The 23,959-nt window shown below is 60.6% G+C and carries 22 protein-coding genes; 14 read left to right on the forward strand and 8 right to left on the reverse strand.

Features of this window, described 5'->3' with window-relative positions; translation table 11 throughout:
• Nucleotides 1-130: 130 nt before the first annotated feature.
• Nucleotides 131-934: an alpha/beta fold hydrolase gene (locus X757_RS145425; protein WP_023726875.1), complete on the forward strand. Its 804-nt coding sequence runs from the start codon at nt 131-133 to the stop codon at nt 932-934.
• 130 nt (nt 935-1,064) lie between these two features.
• On the forward strand, nt 1,065-1,700 hold the full coding sequence (locus X757_RS145420; RefSeq protein WP_023726876.1) for an SGNH/GDSL hydrolase family protein: 636 nt from the start codon (nt 1,065-1,067) through the stop codon (nt 1,698-1,700).
• 60 nt (nt 1,701-1,760) lie between these two features.
• On the opposite strand, the gene X757_RS145415 is transcribed toward X757_RS145420, so the two are convergent.
• Complete coding sequence (locus X757_RS145415) at nt 1,761-2,774, reverse strand: NADP-dependent oxidoreductase (protein WP_023726877.1); 1,014 nt, start codon at nt 2,772-2,774, stop codon at nt 1,761-1,763.
• A gap of 92 nt (nt 2,775-2,866) precedes the next feature.
• On the opposite strand from X757_RS145415, the gene X757_RS145410 reads away from it, so the two are divergent.
• From X757_RS145410 to X757_RS145390, 5 genes are all read left to right on the forward strand, one after another.
• Nucleotides 2,867-3,799, forward strand: a complete 933-nt coding sequence (locus tag X757_RS145410) for a LysR family transcriptional regulator (protein WP_023726878.1) — start codon at nt 2,867-2,869, stop codon at nt 3,797-3,799.
• Nucleotides 3,800-3,993: 194 nt separating this feature from the next.
• Entirely contained in the window at nt 3,994-4,398 is a 405-nt protein-coding gene (locus X757_RS145405) for an MAPEG family protein (protein ID WP_023682292.1), read from the forward strand.
• 644 nt (nt 4,399-5,042) lie between these two features.
• Complete coding sequence (locus X757_RS145400) at nt 5,043-5,948, forward strand: SMP-30/gluconolactonase/LRE family protein (RefSeq protein ID WP_023700512.1); 906 nt, start codon at nt 5,043-5,045, stop codon at nt 5,946-5,948.
• Nucleotides 5,949-6,016: 68 nt separating this feature from the next.
• Nucleotides 6,017-7,189 carry an alpha-hydroxy acid oxidase gene (locus tag X757_RS145395; protein ID WP_023724766.1) on the forward strand — a complete coding sequence of 391 codons (1,173 nt, stop codon included), beginning with the start codon at nt 6,017-6,019 and terminating at the stop codon, nt 7,187-7,189.
• Nucleotides 7,182-7,871: an RraA family protein gene (locus tag X757_RS145390; RefSeq protein ID WP_023700510.1), complete on the forward strand. Its 690-nt coding sequence runs from the start codon at nt 7,182-7,184 to the stop codon at nt 7,869-7,871. Before X757_RS145395 ends, X757_RS145390 begins: the two co-directional genes overlap by 8 nt.
• Before the next feature lie 13 nt (nt 7,872-7,884).
• On the opposite strand, the gene X757_RS145385 is transcribed toward X757_RS145390, so the two are convergent.
• From X757_RS145385 to X757_RS145360, 7 genes are all read right to left on the reverse strand, one after another.
• On the reverse strand, nt 7,885-8,838 hold the full coding sequence (locus X757_RS145385; protein ID WP_023669440.1) for a PleD family two-component system response regulator: 954 nt from the start codon (nt 8,836-8,838) through the stop codon (nt 7,885-7,887).
• Nucleotides 8,839-8,902: 64 nt separating this feature from the next.
• Complete coding sequence (locus X757_RS145380) at nt 8,903-9,922, reverse strand: chemotaxis response regulator protein-glutamate methylesterase (protein WP_023682287.1); 1,020 nt, start codon at nt 9,920-9,922, stop codon at nt 8,903-8,905.
• A 22-nt stretch (nt 9,923-9,944) separates the two neighbouring features.
• Nucleotides 9,945-12,218 (reverse strand): hybrid sensor histidine kinase/response regulator, encoded by a 2,274-nt coding sequence (locus tag X757_RS145375; RefSeq protein WP_023700509.1) that lies wholly within the window; start codon nt 12,216-12,218, stop codon nt 9,945-9,947.
• A complete protein-coding gene (locus tag X757_RS1000000166755) occupies nt 12,215-12,919 on the reverse strand; it encodes a chemotaxis protein CheW (RefSeq protein WP_023726879.1) in 705 nt (234 codons plus the stop codon). The genes X757_RS145375 and X757_RS1000000166755 overlap by 4 nt, the downstream gene beginning before the upstream one ends.
• Nucleotides 12,919-14,160, reverse strand: coding sequence for a protein-glutamate O-methyltransferase CheR (locus X757_RS145370; protein ID WP_023700506.1), 1,242 nt, complete (start codon nt 14,158-14,160; stop codon nt 12,919-12,921). The genes X757_RS1000000166755 and X757_RS145370 overlap by 1 nt, the downstream gene beginning before the upstream one ends.
• Nucleotides 14,157-14,624, reverse strand: a complete 468-nt coding sequence (locus tag X757_RS145365) for a chemotaxis protein CheW (protein WP_023700505.1) — start codon at nt 14,622-14,624, stop codon at nt 14,157-14,159. The genes X757_RS145370 and X757_RS145365 overlap by 4 nt, the downstream gene beginning before the upstream one ends.
• A 23-nt stretch (nt 14,625-14,647) precedes the next feature.
• The gene (locus X757_RS145360; RefSeq protein WP_023700504.1) at nt 14,648-16,285 is read right to left on the reverse strand and encodes a methyl-accepting chemotaxis protein; all 1,638 of its coding nucleotides are present in this window, start codon (nt 16,283-16,285) and stop codon (nt 14,648-14,650) included.
• Between the two features lie 1,108 nt (nt 16,286-17,393).
• On the opposite strand from X757_RS145360, the gene nanR reads away from it, so the two are divergent.
• From nanR to X757_RS145325, 7 genes are all read left to right on the forward strand, one after another.
• Nucleotides 17,394-18,101 carry a transcriptional regulator NanR gene (nanR, locus tag X757_RS145355; RefSeq protein ID WP_023682279.1) on the forward strand — a complete coding sequence of 236 codons (708 nt, stop codon included), beginning with the start codon at nt 17,394-17,396 and terminating at the stop codon, nt 18,099-18,101.
• Nucleotides 18,101-18,406: a putative quinol monooxygenase gene (locus X757_RS145350; RefSeq protein ID WP_023669450.1), complete on the forward strand. Its 306-nt coding sequence runs from the start codon at nt 18,101-18,103 to the stop codon at nt 18,404-18,406. The genes nanR and X757_RS145350 overlap by 1 nt, the downstream gene beginning before the upstream one ends.
• Nucleotides 18,407-18,453: 47 nt before the next feature.
• Nucleotides 18,454-19,230 carry an HpcH/HpaI aldolase/citrate lyase family protein gene (locus X757_RS145345; RefSeq protein WP_023726880.1) on the forward strand — a complete coding sequence of 259 codons (777 nt, stop codon included), beginning with the start codon at nt 18,454-18,456 and terminating at the stop codon, nt 19,228-19,230.
• Between the two features lie 14 nt (nt 19,231-19,244).
• Nucleotides 19,245-20,297, forward strand: coding sequence for an NAD(P)-dependent oxidoreductase (locus X757_RS145340; RefSeq protein ID WP_023689444.1), 1,053 nt, complete (start codon nt 19,245-19,247; stop codon nt 20,295-20,297).
• A gap of 120 nt (nt 20,298-20,417) precedes the next feature.
• Nucleotides 20,418-22,073: an extracellular solute-binding protein gene (locus tag X757_RS145335; RefSeq protein ID WP_023689443.1), complete on the forward strand. Its 1,656-nt coding sequence runs from the start codon at nt 20,418-20,420 to the stop codon at nt 22,071-22,073.
• Between the two features lie 84 nt (nt 22,074-22,157).
• Complete coding sequence (locus X757_RS145330) at nt 22,158-23,099, forward strand: carbohydrate ABC transporter permease (protein ID WP_023700503.1); 942 nt, start codon at nt 22,158-22,160, stop codon at nt 23,097-23,099.
• Nucleotides 23,099-23,947 (forward strand): carbohydrate ABC transporter permease, encoded by an 849-nt coding sequence (locus X757_RS145325; RefSeq protein ID WP_023827582.1) that lies wholly within the window; start codon nt 23,099-23,101, stop codon nt 23,945-23,947. Before X757_RS145330 ends, X757_RS145325 begins: the two co-directional genes overlap by 1 nt.
• Nucleotides 23,948-23,959 lie beyond the last annotated feature (12 nt).

Below are 23,959 nucleotides of genomic sequence, written 5' to 3' on the forward strand. Positions count from 1 at the left end.
ACAGGCCGGCGAAAACGCCTGATTAATCAACGAATGGTTTCAATTCCTCACGCTCTCGAATTTGCGGGAAAAAGCGCGAAATTGAAACTTGCTTATCAGAACTCCTCGTCAACTCCGCGAGATATTAACTTTGATCGACGCCTCCGCTGCTGCCAGCCTAGCGGCTGGACCGGGACAGACTGCTCCCGGCGACTTCTGGATCGGCTGGAGACGGCAGATCGATGCGCTCGCTTCCGCTGGATTCCGGGTCATCGTTCCCGACCAGAGGGGCTACAACACCAGTGACAAGCCGAAAGCCATCCGTGAATACACGCTCCCCAAGCTCGTCGGCGATGTCGTTGCCATCGCCGACGCGCTCGGCATCGGAAGGTTTCACCTCATCGGTCATGACTGGGGCGGTATCGTCGCCTGGGCGGCAGGCGCAAAGCTGCCGCACCGCCTGGAAAGGCTCGTCATCCTGAACGCGCCCCATCCCGAGGTGCTGCTTGCCCATTCCTTGCGATCTCCGACCCAGTTCCTGCGGAGCAGCTATGCCGCCTTCTTCCAGTTCCCCTTGCTGCCGGAGGCTGTTCTGGGAGCAGGGCACTCGGCTCTGCTGGCACGGGCGCTCATCAAATCCAGCCGAACAGATGCCTTCACGGCGGAGGAAATCGCAGAGTATCGGCAGGCCTGGGAACGGCCGGGGGCGCTGACCGTCATGCTCAACTGGTATCGGGCGCTGCGCTTCCGCCCAAGCCTGAAGCAGCGGATCACGACACCGACCCTTGTACTGTGGGGGATGCAGGACCAAGCTCTGGAATATGGCCTGGCCGAGCGCAGTCTGGCCCTTTGCAACGATCGGGGCCTGCAGACGTTCGAGAAGGCGACGCATTGGGCACAGCGCGAAGAGGCCAGCGCGATGAATGCCGCGCTTCTGGCGTTCCTGGACGGCTGAGATGCCGCTCCGTTCTGCAGGTGGCCTGACTCGCCGTGATCTCCTGACCGTGCTCGCTGCCGCGGTCACAACCCACCACCTTACCTCCTCTGCTGATGCAGCATTGGCAGAGGCCTCAACGGAGCATCCGATGCCACACGTCGTCCTTCTCGGGGATTCGATCTTTGACAACGCTGCCTATGTCGCGCGCGGGCCGGACGTAGTGCGGCAGCTGCGGGAGCGCTTGCCGGAGGGGTGGCGTGCAACGCTAAACGCCGTCGACGGCGCCGTCACAAGCGGCGTCGAGCGGCAGCTTGAACGGCTCCCCCAGGATGCTAGCCATCTTGTCGTCAGCGTCGGTGGCAATGATGCTCTTCGTCATGCAGGGATTCTGGAGCAGGGGGCCCGTTCGGTGGCCGAGGTTCTGGACAGGATCAGCGATGTCCGGGAGGAATTCGAGCACGACTACTGTACGATGCTCGAGGGGGCGCTGGGCCAAAACCTACCCACCGCTATCTGCACGATCTACGAGGCGCGCTTTCCCGACCCACAGCGTCGTAGACTTGCCGCAGCTGCCCTGACGGTCCTCAACGACGTCATCACCCGGGCGGCGTTCTCGCGCGGTATGCCGCTCGTCGACCTGCGCTTGGTATCGAATGAGGACGCGGACTTCGCCAATCCTATCGAACCGTCAGTGCAAGGCGGCGCGAAGATCGCCGCAGCCATCGCGGCACTTGTAGTCGAGCACGATTCAGCCGGACGTCGGTCGGTGGTCTTCGTCGGCTGAACGGCGTAATCCCGCCCGACCGTCTGCACTCCCGATGGTCGGGCGACTGAAAGCAACAATTCAGACGGCCAGCACGATCTTGCCGTGAATACTGCCGTCGGCGGCGCGCTCATGTGCGCGCGATGCCTCGGCCAGCGGGAATGTGCTGTCGATGACGACACGCACAAGGCCGTCGTCGAGCAGGCGGGCGGCTTTTGCCAACTGCGCGCCATTGGATCGAACCTGTGTGGATGAGACCGTGATCCCCAGCCTCTCTGTCTCTTCGTGACCAGCGAAGCCCAGTGGGTTGACCAGGAACAGCGCGCCGCCCGGCTTCAGAACATGGAAGAAGCGCTCCATGTCCGCGCCGCCCACCGCGTCGAGGACAAGGTCGACGTCTCGGACGACATCTTCCGCCGCGGTTGTCTTGTAGTCGATGAATTGATCCACGCCGAGATCGCGCATCAGCGCCTCGTTCTTGGCCGATGCCACCGCGATGACGCGAGCGCCCCGCCATTTCGCCATCTGGACGGCCAGATGCCCGACACCGCCTCCGGCACCATTTATGAGCACCGTCTTGCCGTCGAGGGGCACCGGCTCATGCGGTAAGGGCTGGAACGGATTCGGCTCGTCGTGGCCAAGTTCGATCAAGAACTGCCATGCCGTCAGAAGCGACATCGGCGCACCAGCCGCATGAATATGGTCGATGCCGGCTGGTTTCAACGCAACATGCGATGCCGGCACACTGACATAATGCGCGTAGGCATTGCTACCCGTCATCAAGTTATCGGGGAAGCGAACCATTGCGTAGACCTCGTCACCGATGCTGAAATCAGCGACGTCAGCGCCAACCGCTTCAATGACGCCCGACACGTCTGTGCCGAGAATCAGTGGGAAGGACGCGTTGGGTCGCCATTCTGGCGGCAGTGCGCGATAGCCATCCCGCAGATACCAGTCGGGCGGATTAAGCCCGGCCGCCTGGACTCGGACAAGCACCTCGCCGGGCTTCACACCCGGCCTAGGCGCGTCTTCGTACACCAGCATCTCGGGACCACCGAATGCGTGCAGACGGACTGCCTTCATCTTATCGCTCATTGGTGAAATCTCCGCTCATCCATGTCATTGGAGCGAATCTAACGGCATGACCGCCGGTTGATAATCGGTGCCGATGGCGGTTAAGTAATGCCATGGCGGAACATATCACTTTGGATCGGCTCACCGGCATCATCGCCTTCGCGCGTGCGGGATCGCTGGGCAGCTACACGGCAGCGGCGCGCGCGCTGTCGATTTCCCCGTCGGCGGTCAGCAAGAGCGTCCAGCGGCTCGAGCGGCATTTAGGAGTGTCGCTGTTTACCCGTACAACGCGCTCGCTCACCTTCACGCCCGAAGGGCGCGACCTGCATGAGCGCGCGCTGCGTCTGCTACGCGAGGCGGAGGAAATAGAGCAGGCGGCAATGACCGCGCGCTCCGAACCATCGGGCACGTTGCGCGTGGCCGCGTCGCTGCCGATCGGACTCCATCTGATCGCTCCTGCTTTACCGGCTTTCCGTCGGCTCCATCCGAACCTGATCGTCGATCTCAGGCTGGGTGACCAGTTGGTGGACATGATCGAGGAAGGGATCGATGTCGCCATACGCATCGGTGATCTGGCTGACACCCGGCTACTATCACGCAAGCTCGCACCCCATCGGCTTTGCTGCTTCGCCTCGCCAGCCTATCTCGAGGAACGCGGCACACCGACCCATCCCGATCACTTGAAAGGGCACGACACCGTCAATCTTCGCTATCAGAGCACAGGCCAGGCCTTTCGCTGGCCCTTCCGGATTGGCGACCGTGAAATCGAGATCGTGCCCAATTCCGGTGTGGTCGCCGATGCGAGCGATGCCGTGCTCATCATGCTGGCAGCCGGCGGTGGGATAGGCATAGGCGCCTCCTTCATGGCGGCTCCCTATGTGAAGCGCGGCGAACTGGTCCCAGTGCTGTCCACGTTCGCGGTCGAGCGAAACAATGTCACCGTGCTCTGGCCGGCAAGCCGACGCGCCAACCCCGCCGTGCGCGCCTTTCTGACCATGCTCGACGCCGCTTTCACTCTGCGAATGGCAGCTTCAAGCATCGACTGATCTGGCGCGGAAGGGTCGCTAAAGGGCGAAAGCGGTCAATCCTGCTGATTGGCTGAACGGCAGCTATTCCGGGCACAACGTCCAAAAGCTGCTATTCCGTTTCGGCCCCACTACAGGCCGCCCCTCCTCGTCGAATAGCATTAGACTAGTTGATCGGCTACAACGACCTAGAGTGCTAGCAACGGGGAGGGCACATGTCGGCGAGTGCTTACGCATTGACTGGCTTCATCTCGTGGGCGCTGGCCCTGCTGATCGTGATGGAAGTTATCCGGAGCTACCTGGTGATCTCTGGGCAAGTCCCGGCAAACGGCTTTACGCCAGATAACGGAGCCCTCTCCCCGTTTATGCGGAGGTTAGCCCGTGCCCACGCCAACTGCATTGAAGGGCTTCCAATCTTCGGAGGTCTGCTCGGAGTCGCGATCATCATTTCAAAGACAGATGTCACGGATCCCTTGGCCTCCACGATGTTAGGCGCACGTATAGTGCAGTCGGTGATCCACCTCGTCTCAACCAGCCAACTCGCGGTCAGTCTCAGGTTCACCGCGTTCGCTGTGCAAATGGTGATTGGTGCGTATTGGTGCTGGTTGCTGTTGATCTGAAGAGTGGCGGAGCCCCGACGCAAAAGTGGGCCACCTCGATTCCGGGAGCCTTGGCAAACCCACTCCGGATCGTGACCCGAAAGACTGTCCCTTTTGACAGGCGAGCGAACCGCAAAACTGGCAGTGGCAAAACCGCCGTTGAGGCATGATATTGCTGTTGGATTTTGGGGCTACTCCCCAGCTTCGGAGAAGGATCGGCGTTCAGAGAGCAATTTGCACGCCTGGGCGCTGCGGCGCTCCCCAGCTTTTGGCCACACGCACGCCCTGCAAACGCTCGGGCTCCAGAGCGCCTGGCAGCGGAGCAGAGAATTATTGGACTTTGTGAGTGTTAGAGGGAGAGGAACTGAGATTCAACCTTCTCCACCTGCACTTGTTCCTGGCACGCTGGCCTCAGCAGCACCTAATCCTGCCACCCAACCTGGAGGAGCAAGCCAGTGCTACCGAGCTATGTAGACACCGATCGGCTCGCGCTGTAGCCATAGGCCTCCGCCCGTCGGGGTTCACCGGCGCCGGGGGGGGGCGGCTTAGGGGGGGCCAGCAACGCGCACGTCAGCCAAGCTATCTTTGAGTCGCCGGGTCCGGAGACCGCCAGGCTGGATTATACCCGACAAATCTTGATAGGCTGCCGTTCTGGGGGTCGCACGATGAACGAGGTTGAAAAGCTGGCCGTCGAGGTTGTCGCGACCGGCCTTGGCTGGCCCGAGGGCCCGACGGTGCTGCCCGATGGCCGAATTGTCATCGTCGAAAGCTATCGCAGCCAGCTGACGGCCATAGATCGCGACGGAAGTGCTCGCCAGTTCGCGTATGTTGCCGGAGCGCCCAACGCCTGCGTTCTCGGATCGGATGACCTGCTCTATGTCTGCCAGAACGGCGGCACGACCGGACCTTGGCGGGCCGCGGACATGACGACGCCATCGATCCAGCGGGTTGCCGAAGGCGGAAAGCCGGAAATCCTGCTGAGCGAAGTCGCGGGCATTCGGCTCAATGGGCCAAACGATCTTGTATTTGCTGCTGACGGCCGGCTCATCTTCAGCGATCCCGGCACATACAACCCGGGGAATCCGGACCCAAGCTACATCTTTGCCGTCAACCCCGATGGCAGTGCTTACCTTGCTCTCGGTTTCGACAAGCCGACCTTCCCCAATGGTGTGGCGATCGAAGCCGACGGCTCGATCATTTGGGGGGAGTCCTATACGGGGCGCGTCAAGCGGCAGCGTCCGGATGGTTCCGTCGAAGACCTGGGCCGCTTGCCTGGGGCCAATCCGATCCCGGACGGGCTGAAGGTCGGAGCCGATGGCCGCCTTTATGTCACGGATATTGCCGCCAACGGCATTCACGTTCTGAAGCCCAACGGCACAGCGGAGGGTTTCTTCGTCTGCGGCCAGGCAACGACCAACTGCGTCTTCTCGGGCGAGATGCTTTGGGTGACAAATGCCGGCGTGCTGGCGACCGGCAGCGATCCCTCCTTTGAGGGAACACTCTCCTGCGTGCGTGTTCCGGGAGGCGGTGGACCGACGCATCATGGTCGCATCGGCGGAAAGCAACCGTGAGTAGCTCCTCGTCCGCCTCAAACACAGGCGATGACCGCGGTGCCGGCGGTGCGGCATCGTCCGCTTCGATGGCGGCGTTGAAGTGCCTGTACAGCGTGGCCGCGGTCCGCGTCGCCGCGCGGCGGACTTTGCCACGCCCGGTGTTCGACTTCGCCGATGGCGGTGCCGAGGATGAGCGAACGCTGCGCCGGAACGAGCAAGCTTTTAACGAGGTTGCCATTCTGCCGCGACCACTCAACGGTGCAACGACGCGAGACCTTTCCCTTGACCTCTTCGGCGCGAAACTTGCCATCCCGCTGGGCATCGCGCCAACCGGCCTGGCTGGGCTGTTCTGGCCCGACGGCGAGCGCGCAGCCGCCCGAGCCGCAGCGGCCGCAGGGACATTCTACTGCGCCAGCCACGGATCGGTCTGCACGCTGGAGGATATAGCAGCCACCGGAAGTAGCCCACGGTGGATGCAGGTGTTCGTCTATACCGATCGCGGCTTCACCCGAGAAATGGTGGATCGGGCGCGTGCCTCAAGCTACGACGCGCTGGTGCTCACCATTGATAACCAGATGCTTGGCAACCGTGAACGCGACATCCGCAACGGTTTTGCCATCCCGCCGCGCTTCGGTGTGGCCGGAACCCTCGCGGCCGCCACCAAGGCGGCGTGGCTTCTTCGTATGCGCACCCGACTCCCGAAACTGACTTTCGGCAACTACGCGCGCCCCGGAGATACGGCGACGGTCGGTGCATTGGCGGGCCGAATGGCCGCAATGCTCGATCCCGGACTCTCCTGGGCCGATGTCGACTGGCTGCGCACTGTCTGGTCCGGACCGTTGTTGCTGAAAGGCGTCCTGCATCCCAGCGAAGCCGCCGAGGCTGTAGCCCGAGGAATCGACGGCATCATCGTATCCAATCATGGGGGACGTCAGCTTGACGGCGCCGCCGCATCCCTGGACGCGTTGACGGCAGTTGTCGCGGCTGTCGCCGGCCGCGTACCAGTGCTTATCGACGGCGGCATCAGGCGAGGCTCTGACGTCGTCAAGGCCCTGGCGCTCGGCGCCTCGTGCTGTCTGATCGGGCGGCCGCAGTTGTGGGGGCTCGCGGTCGCCGGCGAGGAGGGGGTACGCCACGTGCTCGAACTCTACCGCAAGGAGATCGACCGCGTCATGGGACTGATGGGCGCGCGGAGCCTGCGCGACCTCGGGCCGGACTGTATTTCGTTCGTTCAGGGAATGGGGCCGCTACATGATTGAAGACCCACCACTGCTCACCATCAAGCGCCGTTTCGAACGGCCCGCAGCAGAAATCATCAGTGCTTTTGCGGGCGTGCCGGTTAGCCAGGTCGTAGACGCGATGGGGGGACGCGGCGCCTTGCATTATGCGATCAAGCCACTGTCGCCAGCTACTGCGACGATGGTCGGCGTCGCCGTGACCTGTCACTGCGGTCCCGCCGACAACCTCGCCCTGTTTGGAGCACTGGATGCCGCAGCAAGTGGCGATGTCATCGTCGCGGCCACCGACAGCTTTGCCGGTACCGCGGTAGCTGGCGATCTCGTGCTCGGCATGGCGCGCAACAAGGGGGTCGCCGGCTTCATCACTGACGGTCTGGTGCGCGACGTTGTCGGGATCGAGGCGGTCGGGTTGCCGGTTTACTGTGCCGGGGTCATTGCGAATTCGCCTGCGCGAAATGGTCCAGGCACGGTCGGATTCCCGGTGGTGCTGGGAGGAGTGACTATCTCGCCGGGAGACATACTGGTCGGCGACCGCGACGGTGTCGCCGTGGTGCCTCGCCTGGAGGCTGAGACTGTGCTGGCCCGGCTCTCCGCCATCAGGGCGGCTGAGAAAACTCTTGATGGCCTGGTGCGGCAAGGTCTCGAGATGCCCGACTTCGCCAAGGTCGTCCTCAAATCGAACAGGGCGCGCTTCGTTGACTGAGATGTGAGCTTCTCTAGCTGCGGGACATATGAAGCGCAACACGATTTCGTCCTTCCGATTTGGCACGAAACAGAGCCAAATCGGCGGCATTGACGAAATCGTTTGGCGTCTCGTTCTCGGTGGGCACCGCTGTTGCGACGCCGACGCTGATGGTCACGCGATCCGGGCCGTGGGGTATGTTCAACTCTCGCACGCTCTGGACGAGCCGCTCGGCGATCGCACTGGATTGTTCCAGTATGGTGTCGACCAGCACGATGACGAACTCTTCGCCTCCGTACCGCGCAGCGAGATCGGTGGAGCGGCCGGAACCGCTCTGGATTACGCGGGCGATTTGCTTCAGCACATCGTCGCCGGCCATATGGCCATAGGTATCGTTGTATCGTTTGAAGTTATCGGCATCGATCATCAACAGCGACAGTGGGGACTGTGCGCGAAAAGCGCGTTTCCATTCAGCCGCCAGATATTCGTCAAAATAGCGCCTGTTACCGAGACCTGTCAGGCCATCGATCCGCGTCAGACGTTCAAGCTCTAGATTTGCACTGATCAGCTGTCGCTGGCTTTCCCTCAGCGCTCGGTGTGCCGAGTCTCGCTGGACGTGATCCAGATAGGCCCGCGTGTGATATCGAATGCGTGCAATCAACTCGATACGATCCGGCAGTTTGACGAGATAGTCGTTCGCGCCCGCAGCGAAGGCTTCGCCCTTGGTGGCTGGATCTTCCTTGCTCGACAGCACAATGACTGGAACCGCGCGTGTCGACGCATGCTTCCTGTATTCTCGCACCAGATGTAGCCCATCCACCCCGGGCATGACGAGATCCTGCAGGATGACGGTTGGCTTTACCTCATCCGCGACCGTCATCGCTCTCAACGGGTCGGTGCAGAAGTGTAAGGAAATATCGGGCTCGTTGGCTAGGGCGCGCCTGACCGCCTCGCAAACCATGATCTGATCATCGATGAGCAGAACCATGGATGAATAGTTATCTGCGAGTGGCGGGACCAACTCTGGTTCTTGCGTCATCGGAAGGGGCCTTTCACGTGGAGCGCTCGCAGGCTTCGATTATACGTGAGCCGATCGCACCCAAAGGAAGAATATCAACAGCCGCGCCGATGTCGGCGGCGGCCTTCGGCATGCCATAGACGGCACTTGTTGCTCTATCCTGCGCGATTGTGAGATGTCCCTTGTCACGGAGCTGTCTCAGCCCGCGCGCACCATCCCTGCCCATGCCTGTGAGCAGAACACCAATCACCGAGCCAGGCCACCATTGCGCCGCACTTTCGAAGAACACATCTACCGACGGCCGATAAACATTGTCCTTGGGGCTGGGCGTATAGCCAAGTTGCTGAGCTGACTTGAAAACCAGATGATCCGCAGAACTGGCAACGAGAACGGTGCCCGCTTGTGGACTATCCCTTTCCCCCGCCGGACGGATCGGGAGACGCGTATGCTGCCCTAGCCAATCAACAAGGCCTGGAACGAACTGAGCATCGAGATGCTGGACAAGCACAATCGCGCCGCGAAAATCAACGGGAAACGCGCTCAGGACTGCGGCAACGGCAGCCGGCCCGCCCGCAGAGGCGCCGATTGCTATCACGTGTCGAGTTGACGGCTCAGCCGCACGTGACATCCGCCTTTTTGCCTGGGTAGGCGCATCGCCGATCAACTTGCCTATCGTTCGTATCTTGTTCGTCAAAAGCCGGGCGGATTGCGAGGACGCGTTGCCTTCGATGCCCACTGACGGAATATCGACTGCGTCAAGCGCGCCATGACCCATTGCTTCGTAGACGCCGGCGAGGTTGGCTTCGATACTGGCGGTCACCAGCAAGATTGAGCACGGGGTTTCCGCCATGATTCTGCGCGTCGCTTCCACGCCGTCCATCTCTGGCATCGCTAGATCCATGAGTATCAGATCCGGCAGATCACGTCTGCAGACCTCGACCGCCTCACGCCCATTAGTCGCGATCCACGCGACCTGATGTTCGCCGGTCAACAGAACCAGTCGACGCAGAAGTTCAACCGCCATCGGCATGTCGTTAACTACGCCGATTCTCATTCGCTGGCTTCCAATCTCGATCTCATTCAGCCGCCTCGCCAATCATGTCCACGACGGCATGGATCAGCGCCTCGTCCTGAAAACTACTCTTGGTCAGATAATAGTCCGCACCTGCGTCGAGCCCGCGCGCGCGATCTTCTTCCCGATCCTTGTATGAAACGATCATAATGGGTGTGTTCTTGAGATCAGCGTCCTTTCTGATCAAACTCACCAGCTCGATGCCATCCATGCGAGGCATGTCGATGTCGGTGACGACGAGATCGAAAGGACCAGACCGGACGGCATTCCACCCGTCCATGCCGTCTACCGCCACTTCGACCTCATAACCGTAATTGCCGAGCATCTTGCGCTGGAGTTCGCGAACCGTCAGTGAATCGTCAATCACGAGCACGCGCTTGCGCCTGCTCGCTTCGGGACCGCCCGCGGCGCGCCGAAGAGCTCGAAATCCGCTGGACGATGCAAGCTTTTCCACCGATCGGATCAGATCGTCGACGTCGAAGATCAGAACAGGCGAACCGTCTTCCATCAGGGCCGCTGCGCTGATGTCCTTGATCTTGGCAAACCGTGGATCGAGAGGTCTGATCACTAACTCGCGTTCCCCGAGAAAACGGTCAACGATCAGGCCGTACGCATCGCCCCGACCCGCATCCACGACGACGACCGATAGTTCGTTCGGTTCCGATCCGGGCTCACCTCGATCGAGCACCTCGCGAGCGGTGACCAGCCCGATCTGTCGATCGTTCAATCGAAAATGCGGCCGGCCCTGCAGGACGTTGATCTCCGTCCGCTGCAGTTTCAAAGTCTTGGAAATGGCAGCGAGTGGAAAAGCATAGGGCTCTCCATCGACATCGACGAGCAGCGTGCGCAGGACCGACAATGTCAGCGGCAATTGCAGTTGAAATCGGGTTCCGTGGCCAAATTCTGAGGAGACGCTTGCGACTCCCCGGACTTCCTTCGTCATGGCTTGCACTGCATCGAGCCCCACACCGCGACCTGAGACGTCGGTAAGGCCCGCTTTCATGGAAAAGCCTGGCAGAAACAGAAATGCGAGCAATTCGCTTTCGCTGAGTGTTTCAGCACTTTCCCTGGTTGCAAGTTGCCGGGCGACGACGGTCTCGCGCAGCTTCGAGAGCTCTATCCCCCTGCCGTCGTCCACCACGGCTATCTGCAGCAGCCCGGCATTGTGCCTCGCTTCGAGCCTGATGAGCCCCTCTTCGGGTTTGCCCATCGCGAGGCGCTCCTCAGGCGGTTCAAGCCCATGGTCTACAGCGTTGCGCAGAAGGTGCCCCAAAGGGGCATCGAGCTGCTCGAGGATATCGCGGTCGATGCCGGTCGAGCCGCCTACGATCTCCAGTCGCACCCGCTTGCCAAGGGTACGACCGAGGTCGCGGATCATTCTCGCATAGTGTCGCACGCCGTCCTCAAAAGGCCGCATCCGGCTCGCCAACGTTTCGTCGTACAATCTGTTGGCAAGATCGGTCGCTTTCCGATCCACTGAATCCAACTCATCGAAACGCTCCGCCAGGAACGCTTGGCTCAACCGAAGCTTTCGCTGCGCTTCAGCCAGCGCCTCCACCACCGCCGCATCGTTTGAAACCGGCGGCAGCGCTGCATGAAGATTGTCGAATGCACTTGCGAGGTCCGATTGAAGTCGCTTCAGCCGTAGCAGCCCGTCAGCGAATGGCCTGAGCCGCCGAGCTTCCATCAGCGACTCGCCAGCCAGCCCGAGCAATCGGTTCAGGCTGTCTGCCGTCACCCGAACCATTCTATCAGAGCCGATGCTGTCGTGGGCTTGCGGCACCGCCCCAACGAGGAGGTTCGCTGAAGAGGTCGTCGCCAGTTGCTCCTGGGCATGATCTGGAGTTGCGAAATCAGCTGCAGAATCTTGGGGCCCGGGCTTTGCCTGGGGGAGGGACAACCCCTCGAACTTCGCGAGAAAGGTTTCGACTTCTGAGTTGGCGCTCTCGCTCGATGATCCCGATGCGATCAATTTCAAAAGGTCAGAACCTTGCAGAAGCGCGTCTATATGCTCCCGTCGCACCCTCAGATGCCCGCGTTGCGCTGCGACCAGGCAGTCTTCCATCGCATTTGCAACTTTGACTGCGGGCATCAGGTCGATGATGCGGGCAGCTCCTTTCAGGGAATGCGCGGCACGCATGCATGCTTCTAGGGCGTCGGCGGCGATAGGATCGCGTTCGAGTGCCAGAAGTCCAGAGGTCAGAGCCCGTGACTGCATCTCCAGTTCGGCCTGGAAGAGGCTGAGCATCGAAACCTGGCTGAAGTCTTCATCTGTCATGCGATGCTCCGATCCAGCATCGTGAGCAGTTGTCGTGGATCGAGACAGCCAACGGCTCGTCCTTGCCATGGCAGCACGGCAACCGTAGCGGCAGACAGTGCCTTCCCAATCATGGCCGGAACAGCGAGAGTGTCGCGTTCCTGGTACCGATGTAAGCCGTGGATCTCATCAACCATAAAAGCAACCCGCTTGTCGCGCTCGCCTACCACGACAAGGCGGCGAAATACCTTGGTTCGTGTGCCTTGTTCCCCTTCCTTGCGCTCGTCTATCCCGAGCAATTCGGCCAGGGAAAGGCAAATGAGCAATTCACCACGGACATTCGCAATGCCGAGCAGTGCACTGTTCCTGCGATGTGGAAGTGAATGAACGCGACGAGATTCAGCCACTTCATGAAAAATACCGACTGGAAGTGCCAGCCATTCCTCCCCCAAACGGAAGAGAACGGCCGTCTGCAGCGCGTCGTTGTCTGCCGAATCGATCCCTGCACGACCAGCGTTGTCAGGCCATTCGTCGCGAGATGCCGAGGGAGCTGCACGGTCGAGGAGGCGTCGTGCGATCTTCTTGTAGGTCGGGCAATTGCGGCAGTGGAGATGCTGCTCTAGTAGCGGACATGACTTGTCACCCCGTACGCCTATTTGCCGCCAGCAGTCGTTGATTTCGATCTCCTCCACCGGCTGGGCGATCCTTGTCGAAGCCGCCATCAACTGCCGCTCCTTTTCTGGACCCGACCCAGCCGGCCGGCCAGCGCCTCGGCGCCGTTATGGTCGCCTTGCTTGCTAAGCAGCAAGGCCAGGTGGACAAGAGCTTCTCGATGATTTGGCGCGAGATAGAGCGCCTTGCGATAACTTTGCGCGGCTTCGGGTGCAGAACCATCCGCATCCTGGACGAGGCCCAGCAGGTAGAAGATTTCTGCGGAAGGACCGAACTCCCTGAGATGCGCCAGGGCGACCTCCTGTGCCTCCTTTACGCGTCCTGCATTGGCGATCCGTTCAACCGCGATGAGGCTTTCCGAGGCGTGTGCAAGCGGCTTGGCCGGAGCCTGCCCGCGGCCTTCATTGCCAATTGTCGGTCGGAACGGACGAAGAGGCTCGGTCTTGTTGACCTTAGGGCTTGGCGTCCGCACCGGGACGGCGGCCGAAACCTTCGGCGCCGTGGTCTTGACGGGCTCCGATTTCAGAAAGGCGAAGGCCAATGGCCATTCAGCGGAAAGAAAGCCATGCACCCTTGGAAGAGCTGCTTCCGCCGGACCGACCAGAAGAAGTCCGTCTTTGGCCAGCAGGTCCTTCAGGCAGATCAATGCGCGATCCTGCAGCTCTCGATTGAAATAGATCAGCAAATTGCGGCAAAGCAGGATGTCATAGACCTCTTGCCCGAAAGGCGCGTGAGAACCGAACAAGTTTCCTACCATGAACCGAACCTGTTTCAGCACCCCAGCAACAGGCCGCAACCCGCCCTCGGCCGCTTCGAAATAGCGATCCTTGAATTCTAAATGGCTGCCGCGAAACGAATTGCGGCCATAGATGGCGTGTTCAGCCGTCGCGATATTGCGGCTGCTGACGTCCACGCCATCGATCTTGAACTCATGCGCCTCAAAGCCGGCATCGAACATGGCCATGGCGACCGAGTAAGCCTCTTCGCCGGTTGAACATGGCAGGCTTAGGATTCTTATCGGCTGAGCAGGCTTGTGCGCGCGCGCATGCCGCGCCAGCATCGTGAACGCTTCTCGGTCGCGAAAGAACCAGGTCTCTGGGATCACCACCGCATTGATCAGCTCCTGCAGCTCCTGCGAGGAACCGGCCAAGTGGTGCCTATAGGCCTGAGGGTTGGTTATCCGGCATGCTTCCATCCGTTCTCTGACCGCCTGACGAACCACTGTCGGACCAACGCTGGCACTGTCCAGTCCAATGGTTTCCGTCAGGAGCTTTTCTATTGCTCCGGTCATTGATCACCTATTGCCGCCTGGCGGAGCAAAGCGGTACGAATCTCTTCCGAAAGCAGCGCTTCCACTTTGACCCACTGAATGATCTCCAAACCATCGGAAGCCACCGGCCCAAGATAGGGCGGGGTTCCTGGTTCCAGTCCGAACGGCGCGAAATCGGCCGGGTCTCGCTCGATCGTATCCGTCACCCGTTCCGCGATCAGCCCCAGCAGGCGTCGCTCGCCATCATCCGCCGGATAGCGCGTCACAACGATCCGGGTGCTCAATAGGCGCTCCGATGGTCGGCCAAGCGCAAGAAGGGTGACATCGATCAGGGGGATGGGTATTCCGTTATAGCTGACCAAACCCACCACACCAGTTGGCGCACCCGGAAGAACTTTCACGTCGATATAGGGCAGCACCTCTTCAATTTTGTGGACATCGATCAAGTAGCGATCCGGACCCATGCTGAAGGCGAGGAATAGCATTGTCACCTCCTACTGCCGGCTCGCTATGCTCGTAGCTTGAACCTCGATATGCTACTTCGCATGCCGCCTGAGACTTGATTGAGCTCGTCGATCGCGAGCGTCGATTGCTGAAGGGACTCGACTGTTTGCTGAGCTGCCTCGCTTAGCTGGGTTAGCGTGTCGCTGATCTGCCCCGCGCCGGTCGCCTGTGCTTGCATGCCTTCATTGGCGACTTCGAAACGTGGCACCAGCCCCTGAACCTGCTGAATGATCTCGAAGAGTTGCCCGCCGACCTGCTGGATGTCCTGCATACCCCGACGGACCTGCTCGGAAAACTTGTCCATGCCCATCACCCCGGCCGCGACTGCCGACTGGATGTCCTTGACCATTTGCTCGATATCGTAGGTGGAGACAGCTGTCTGGTCCGCGAGCCTTCGGATTTCCGTCGCCACCACTGCAAAACCCCGGCCATATTGGCCTGCCTTCTCCGCCTCGATGGAAGCGTTGAGCGACAACAGGTTCGTCTGATCGGCCACTTTGGTGATGGTCGTCACCACCTGATTGATGCTGCCGGCTTTCTCGCTCAGGATCGCCAGTTTGGAATTGATCGCGCCAGCCGCTTCCATGACCTGCTGCATGGTTTCTTCCATACGGGTCAGCCCCGCTTGCCCCCCGCCAGCCACGGCAGCGGTTTGTTCGGCAACTGTGGAGACCTCGTTCATCGTGCGGACCAGTTCGTTTGATGTGGCGGAGATTTCCTTGGCTGTCGCTCGGATTTCTGTTGTGGTCGCTGCGATTTCAGTCGCAGTTGCCTGCTGTTGCTTGGAGGTGGCGGCGATCTCAGTTATCGACGTGCCGACCTGTATGCTGGACCTTTGAACCTGACCAATGAGGGTTGTGAGATCGTCCGCCATTGCGTTGAAGCCGTCGGCAAGCACGCTGAATTCGTCTCGGCGCCTCAGATCGAGCCGTTCGCTGAAGTCGCCTTGCCGCATCAATTGAACCGCGTCGACCAAACGGGTGAGCGGACCTGTAATGGCGCGAAACAGCTGGTAACCCAAAAGAAGGGCTAGCCCGAGGGCTATCAACAACCCAACGCTCAAACCGACTTCGGCCGTTCTGACGATCGAGCTGATCCGCTGCGTCGCGCTGTTTGCCTCGCCTCTGTGATCCTCAACCATGGCCTGCAGAGCGGACTGCAATTTTACAAAGATCGGCTCTACTTCGTTCTTGATAGCTGGGCTTTCATTGGGAGTTTCACCTTTCGACAAGGCAGCCCGGCTTGTTTCCAGCACAGCAGTTTCAGCCAGACGGAATTCGTTGGCGAGTTGTTTGACGGCTGCATAATTCTGCTTGTCGATATCGGAGACGATCGTTGCCTCATAGTCGTCCATCGACCGCTGCACCTGGTTGCGATTGGTCGTGATCGCGTTTTCAACCGTGCTTCTGTCTGACGGGTTGTCCTGAAGGGCATATTCCTGAAGCAGACTATGGGCCGCCATCTGGCCCGTCATGATCTCGGTACTGTGATAAAGGTCCGGAAGGATGCCCTTCTCGACCTCAGTCGCCTCCTCCCCCGCCTGAAGAAACCAGGCGTACGCGATGAGGGCTATCACGGACATGACCACCAGAACGGCTGCGAAACTGACGAGGATGCGGTGGCGTATTGTCAGACTCTTCATGGAACCGGTTCACCATGGGGGGCGTCGTGGGCTGCGCGACAAGCGCTCGTTCCGACATATTCGAAAAGGTGTGTCGAAAAGCGGTAGTCTGATGCTGAATGGTTTCTTTTCCGTTCCATCGCTAATGATAGCGAGGCGCTCGCCAATCGGCGCCGCCAGAAGCTGTGGTCAAAGGACGACTGCCGTCCACGCACATCAGCCCGACATCGGCTGGGTGGCACGCCGCGTCAGGAGGAGCGTGGATGAGCTGCTTGAGGCCACGAATTGAATGACTGCTTAGGCCAGGTCGAGGTAAGAAAGCCGACGTCCTGCTTGCTGCCCCTAAGCTGCCAGGCGGGAACGCGCCTCATATCAGCCGTCCAGCATGATCGTCGCTACTGAAAGCGGAATCGCCGAAACCAGATGTCGCAAACTGGCCAACGCGTAGATTGGCGTCGAGTGCGGGTTCGGCATTTGCAGGTGACGATAACTAAATGGCAAGCGCCCCCGCCTGAGGCCCTCAGGACTAAAAGATCTTGAGAAAACCAGTTTCAAATGCGCATCCTCAAGCGGCGGCCGCCCACCGCACGAGGATGGGCACAACGTGACGAGCGCTCTGGAGCCTAGAGAGAACTGACCCGACACCACCTTCCTTTGCGGCATTGCGGCGGCGCAAAAAGATTACGAGATGGAGCAGGCGTATTGCCAAATGGGTCCACCAGCGAGAGTTCGCGTTTTCCGCCTCGGCTGTGAACCCACTTCCATTCGCTGGTCTTGCTCAGGTCGAGGTCTACTTTGCCATCGAGGGCTCATGTTGCGGCTCATAAGCAGGCGGTTGGGTAGGTCTCGGCCAGCACACGGCCCGGTGGCACTCACTGCGGTCCACACCGCAGTTGAAACTGACCACCCGACCCAGGGTTCGAAGACGGTCCCCGATCGGAACACCGAGCAGAGTGTGCTCGCGCTCCTCAAGTCACCGATATCCTTGGTGAAGACGTTGAAGGCGTGTGCAAAGGACGCCTCGACATCGGCGGAGTGATTAAACGGCTCGGCTACCGGATGCTTAGACATCGTTGACAAGGGTGCTATGGGATCATAACGTACCTGACTGGTATAACAGGTATGCCACATGATCGGAGTTCTGATCAAGCAGCGGAAGCTTTCGGACGAGGTGGCAGCGCACCTCGAACGGATGATCCGAGAGGGAGAGTTGGCCGAAGCCGACCGTCTCCCATCTGAACGGGAACTCATGCGGCAGTTCGGGGTAGGGCGGCCTTCCATCCGTGAGGCGCTGCTGCATCTTAGCAAAATGGGCCTTGTCGAGGTAAAATCGGGGGAGCGTGCCCGCGTCACTCGACCCACTCCTCAATTCGTGATTGACGCCCTTTCAGGGCCGGCTCGGCACATGATTTCGGCGCCGGGAGGCGTTCACGACTTCCAGAGCGCGCGCTTGTTTTTCGAGGTCGGTCTTGCCCGCAACGCCGCTGTGCATGCTACCCCGGAAGACATTGACAGCCTCAAGGAGGCGCTCGAACTCAACCGGCAGTCGATCGGCGATCTGGCGCGCTTCGAGCGCACGGACGTAGACTTCCATTACGTGCTGGCGGTAATCACCCGCAATCGGATCTTTACAGCTATTCACGCGGCCTTGGCTGAATGGTTGCTCGAACAGCGTCGCACCACATTGGCCAAGGGTGAAGACCGCAAGGCTTACCAGGCTCATCGCGAAATCTTCGAGGCCGTCGCCGCGCGCGATCCAGACGCGTCAGAGACGGCCATGCGCAGCCATCTCGAATATGTGGCCAAGCGGTATCTGCAACTTGCGAGGCCCAAGTGATGACCGGATTTGTCGTCTGGGTCGATTTCCGCCTGAGGCCTGGTGCCCGGGACAGATTCCGAGAACTTGTCGACGCCAATGCGACCGCCTCGATGCGCACCGAGGCCGGCTGTCGCCGCTTTGACGTGACGGAGGCGCGCGGCGAACTGGATCGGGTCCTGCTCTATGAGATTTACGATAGCGAGGCCGCATTCGAGGACCACTGCCGCACCGCTCATTTCGACGAATTCAATACGCAGAGCGCGCCGCTCGTCGTGACCAAGTTGGTGACGACCTGCGACCTCGTTCTTGAAGCCACGCATTGAAGCGAACATAGGCGGATTGGCCCATTGGGGCGAACGGGAGGAAGTGCATGTCGGAGCCAAGTCTCAGGGCGTTAGCTTCTCACAGGCGGGTCAAGCTCGGTACGCTCGTCGCCGAGTTCGCCACGCCGGGAATCGGTCACATCCTGAAGTCCGCTGGCTGCGATTTCGTCTTTTTCGACATGGAGCATTCGGGATTTAGCTTGGAAACGCTGAAGAGTGCGATCCGTTATTTCGAGGCGGCCGATCTGCCGGTCATGGTGCGTGTCCCGTCGCAGGACTACCATTTCCTCGCCCGCGCCATGGACATGGGCGCCGAAGGCCTGATCGCGCCGATGGTGAGCAGCGTCGAACAGGCGCAGCACATCATCAACTCCATGAAATACCACCCTGCCGGCGCCCGCGGCGTGGCGCTGCAGATCGCTCATGACCGTTACCGTCCGGGCTCGGTCGCTGACAAATTCGAGGCCGCCAACAAGCGCTCGACGTTCATCTGCCTGATCGAGACCGCCGACGGCGTCAAGAACATTGACGGCATCGCGGGACTGGACGGGGTCGATTGTCTGTGGGTCGGACATTTCGATCTGTCCGTCTCGCTCGGCATTCCTGGCGACTTCGCCCACCCCACTTTCACTGCTGCAATGGCCAAAATCGTTGCCGCCGCCAAGAAGCACAACAAATCGCTTGGACGCTTGGTGCCCAACGTCGCCCAGGGACACGAGTTCTACGCACAGGGCTTCGATTTCATTTGTTATTCAGGCGACGTTTGGGTCCTGCACGACGCGATCGCCGACGCGGTTTCCAAGATCCGGGCCGGGTGCCAATAGGAACGGAGGAGACGATGGACAGCGTGAAATTCAGGGTGGCGCTTTCCGGTGATTTCCGCAGGCCGGACGGCTCGCCGACCTACCCAGATTTCGATCTGGAGCCGCTGCGCAATGCGACAGCTGTCGAGATGGTGTTCCTGGAGTCAAACAGTCCGCTTCGCGCCGACCAACTTGAGGATTTCGATGCGCTGATCCTCCTCGCCCATCGTTTCGATGCCACGAGTGTCCCGAGGAGCGGCCGCCTGGCCGTCGTAGCCCGCTTCGGGGTCGGCTACGACACTGTCGACGTTGAGGCATGCACCGCAGCCGGTATTGCCTTGGTCATCACGCCCGATGGCGTGCGACGGCCCGTCGCCGTATCCGTCGTCACCTTCATGCTGGCGCTGACCGGCAAGCTGCTGACAAAGGACGCGCTCACCCGCAAAGGGTCTGTTGGTTTTGAGAAGCGCTCCGAACATATGGGGGTCGGCCTCGTCGGGCGTACGCTTGGGTCGCTGGGCATCGGCAACATCGGTGCCGAGGTCTTCCGCTTGGCGAAGCCCTTTGACATGCAATTCATTGCCCATGACCCGTTTGCCGACAAGGGGGTCGCTGCCGACCTGGGCGTCGAGCTGGTAGGGCTGGAGGATCTGTTTCGCCGCGCCGACGTGCTGTCGGTGAGTTGCCCCCTGTCGTCCCAGACCCACCACATCGTCAATGCCGAGCGGATCGCCCTGATGAAGCCGACAGCTTACCTGATCAACACCGCGCGCGGCCCGATCGTCGACCAGAAAGCTCTGACGCAAGCACTGCAGGAGCGCCGCATCGCCGGCGCCGGTCTCGACGTGCTGGAACAAGAGCCTCCCGACGCAGACGATGCGATCCTCAAACTCGACAATGTCATCCTGGCGCCGCACGCGCTTTGCTGGACCGACCAGTGCTTTGCCGGCAACGGTGCCGCGGACGTCAAAGCGGTAATGGAGGTGCAGCGCGGTCGCGAGCCGCGCGGCGTGGTCAATCGCGAGGTGCTTTCGAGCGAGCTGTGGAAGACCAGGCTGTCTGGGCTCGCCGCCCGCTTTGGAACCTAGGAGGACACTGATTTTCGGCGCGCCGCCGCGGCCTGTTTGCGGCGACCTTACGGGAGGAAATGCTTGACCGCTGCGCCGGCGGACGAGTGAAGCAAAAGGAAAATGGGAGGACCAAGCACTATGAACGATCGTGAAAAACGTGACTTTCAGGCAGGTCTCGAAGCAGAGGTCGACGCCTTCATGCGCGGCGAAACCACCCGCCGAACTTTCATCACCCGCTTCGGTCAGATGACCGGCATGTTGGCCGTGTCCGGCCCGCTGCTGGGGATGATGACCGATTGGGCCCTGGCGCAGCAAACATTGGAATTGGCGGACGGCACGTCGCCGCTCGGCCAGGCGCAGGCCGCAGCCCTGAAAGCATCGAAGGAAGGGCCTGCGGACGGTTCCGCCTTTCGCGCGGCGGAGGCGGCCAAGGCGCATTCGGGCGTCACCCTCAACATGACCTACGAGGCTGGCCTGCAGGCACTCGACCCGCGCAATTTCAGCGGGCCAATGTGGGAGCAGCTTACCGGGATGAAGTCGAATGTCGTCGAGCTGTCGAACCCGGACCAGTACTCCAAGGCGGTCGCCGAGCACATCGCCGGCTCGGGTGCCTATGACGTCCTCGACATCTCGCCGGCCTGGACGCCGTCGCTTGCCGATGGCGGCGTCATCGCCCCGCTAGACGACTACATCGCCAAATACATGAACCCGGCAGACCTCGAGGACTATCATCCCCTGTACAAGGCGCTGCCGACCTACAAGGGCAAGATCTGGGGGTTCTTCGACGACGGCGACATGTTCGCTCTCTACTACCGCAAGGACATTTTCGAGGATCCGAAAATGATGGAGGCTTACCAGGCGAAGTTCAACACCAAGCTTGGACCGCCCAAGACATGGGAAGAATATGCCCAGATCGCCCAGTTCATCACTGACCAGATGGCGCCAAAGGTCTATGGCGCGGGACATTTCCGCAAGGCGGGCAGCCCCGGCAATCAGTTCGACTTTCTGCAGCAGTACCGGGCCAACGGCGGAAAACTCTTCGGCGACGACATGAAGGCAGGTTTGGTTTCGGATGCCGGCGTCAAGACGCTGACAAACATGCTCGCCGCAAACAAGGCCTCGATCCCCGGCAACAACGAGCTCGACGCCGTCTCCTTGTGGGCGGCTTTCCTGACCGGCAAAGTCGCGATGATCTATTCCTGGCCTCCTAGCGGCCGTATGGCGGCGAACTATTCGCAGTCGGCCACGGCAATCAACTTCATTCCGCAGTCCCAAATCGCCGGCAAGGTCGGCTATGCCGTGGTTCCGGGAAATCCGGAACATGCCACCGGCTACAACAAGGCACTGTCGGCCGACTCGCCCAACCCTGAGGCGGCGTATCTGTTCATGCAGTGGGTATGCTCGCCACCCGTCTCGCTGGCACGTTGCATGCTGCCCTACGCGCTACGCGACCCGTACCGCATCTCGCACTTCAAGTCCGAGCTCTACGGCGCGCTCTTCCCGAGTGCCAAGGAGTACCTTGCCAACCTCAACAACTCGGCAAACGTCGGTCTGCTCGACCCGATCATGCCAGGCGCGCAGGACTACTTCTTGAGCATCGATCGCATGTGCACGGCGGTGTGGGCTGGTGCGGATCCGAAGGCGTCGCTTGAAACGGCGGCCGCCGAGTGGAACGAGACGACCGACCGACTGGGTGTGGATTCGCAGAAGGGCTTCTACACCGAGTTCTTGAAACTGCCTGGCGCCACCGCCGACAACACGGTGGAAAAACTTGGCATGGCGGTCACCCTCTGAAGGGAGGCGGACTCTCTGGAGCAATTGGTGTTGCGGGCGCTTGGCTCGCAACACCTCCCCGCTAAGCGGCGATAGGATACGCCTATGCAGCCCACCGCCACGATCCGTCATTTGAAGGCCGCCGGCGCACCGCCCCGGCTGTCTGCCTTTGCCCAATGGGCAGACCGTCATTTCAAGTGGCTGCTGGTCGGCCCCGCTGTGCTGCTGATATTGGCACTGTCGATCTATCCGCTTCTGTTCTCGCTGGTGGTATCCTTCATCAACTACGACTTCCAGGTGCCGGGCCACGCCTTTGTCGGATTGAAGAACTTCGAGCGGGTCGTGTTCGATCCCGTAGCACGTTGGTCCCTGTTGCTGACAGCATCGCTGTCGGGCATCAGCGTCGCTATAGAATTCGTTCTCGGCCTCCTGGTGGCGCTGACAATGGTGCGCAGCTTTCCGGGCCGCGGTGTGATCATGTCGATCCTGATCGTGCCGCTGTTCATCAGCCCGGTCATCGTTGGCCAAGCCTGGACGCTGCTCTTACAGCGGCCTTTTGGACCGACCAACTATGTCCTGACGCAACTATTGGGGCAGGAGGTTACGATCGGCTGGATGACGGAGCGCCCGTGGCTCTACGTCTCGCTGATCATCGCCGATGTCTGGCAGTGGACGCCGTTCATGTTCGTCATCCTGCTCGCCGGGCTGACCGCAATCCCACCCAATCTCTATGAGGCGGCAGAACTCGACGGCGTCAACGCCTGGCAGGTTTTTTGGGCGATCACGCTCCCGCATCTCGGGTCGATGATGCTGCTGGCGCTGACCTTCCGTCTGCTCGACGCAATCCGTATGTTCGATACCATTTTCATCATGACAGGGGGTGGCCCAGGAACACAAACCTACACGGCCTCCTATTATCTTTATACCATAGGCTTCACGCAGTTTCATCTGTCGCAGGCAACAGCAGGAAGTTGGCTGTTCCTGATCTTTACGGCGCTCATCGTGACGTTGCTGGTGCGTCGGCTCTTGAAGGTGGAACCGGTCTGATGGCCGCCGTCGCGCCCGCCCGCCGCAGGAAACGCCGGTCGTTGCCGATCGGCCGAATTCTGCTGCTGGGGTTCTTCCTGGTGTTCGTGCTCTGGCCGCTCTACTGGATGTTCAACACCTCCATCAAGCCCAGCGACGACTACCTCACCGTACCGCCTGTCTGGTTCCCCGCCGCTCCGACGCTTGTCCACTACAAAGCTGCGCTGTTCGCCTATCGTGGTCTCGACGGGCTCATCAACAGCCTGATTATTTCGCTTTCGGCCACGGTGCTTTCGGCGCTGCTCGGCACGCTGATGGCCTATAGCCTGGCGCGCTACGACACCGGCGGCAAGCATCTGTCTTTCTGGGTGCTGTCGCAGCGCTTTTTGCCGCCGATCGGGATCGTGCTGCCGGTGTTCCTGATCTATCGCCAGGTCGGGCTCTACGACACTCATGTCGGCCTGATCATCGCCTATACGGTCTTCACGCTGCCGGTCTCGGTGTGGATGATGTTCGCCTATTTCCGCGGCATGCCGAAGTCGATGGAGGAGGCGGCCCTCGTCGATGGCTGCACGAGATGGGAGGCGTTCTGGCGCGTTGCCGTGCCGCTCGCAGCACCGGGCATCGTCGCGGCGGCTGTCTTCGCCTTCATTGCATGCTGGACGGAGTTCTTCTTCGCTCTGATCTTGACCAGCCGAACTGCCTTTACACTGCCAACGGTCTTCCGCGCCTTCATCGGCTTCCAGGGCGCGCAATATGGCGAAGCCGCGGCCCTTGCCATCGTCTCCCTTGTGCCATCGATCGCCCTTGGGGTCCTTGCTCAACGTCATCTGGTGCGCGGGCTGACGCTCGGCGCCGTTCGCGGTTAGGAAAGCTCCCGC

The sequence above is a fragment of the Mesorhizobium sp. LSHC412B00 genome, from assembly GCF_000503035.1.
Classification (GTDB): domain Bacteria; phylum Pseudomonadota; class Alphaproteobacteria; order Rhizobiales; family Rhizobiaceae; genus Mesorhizobium.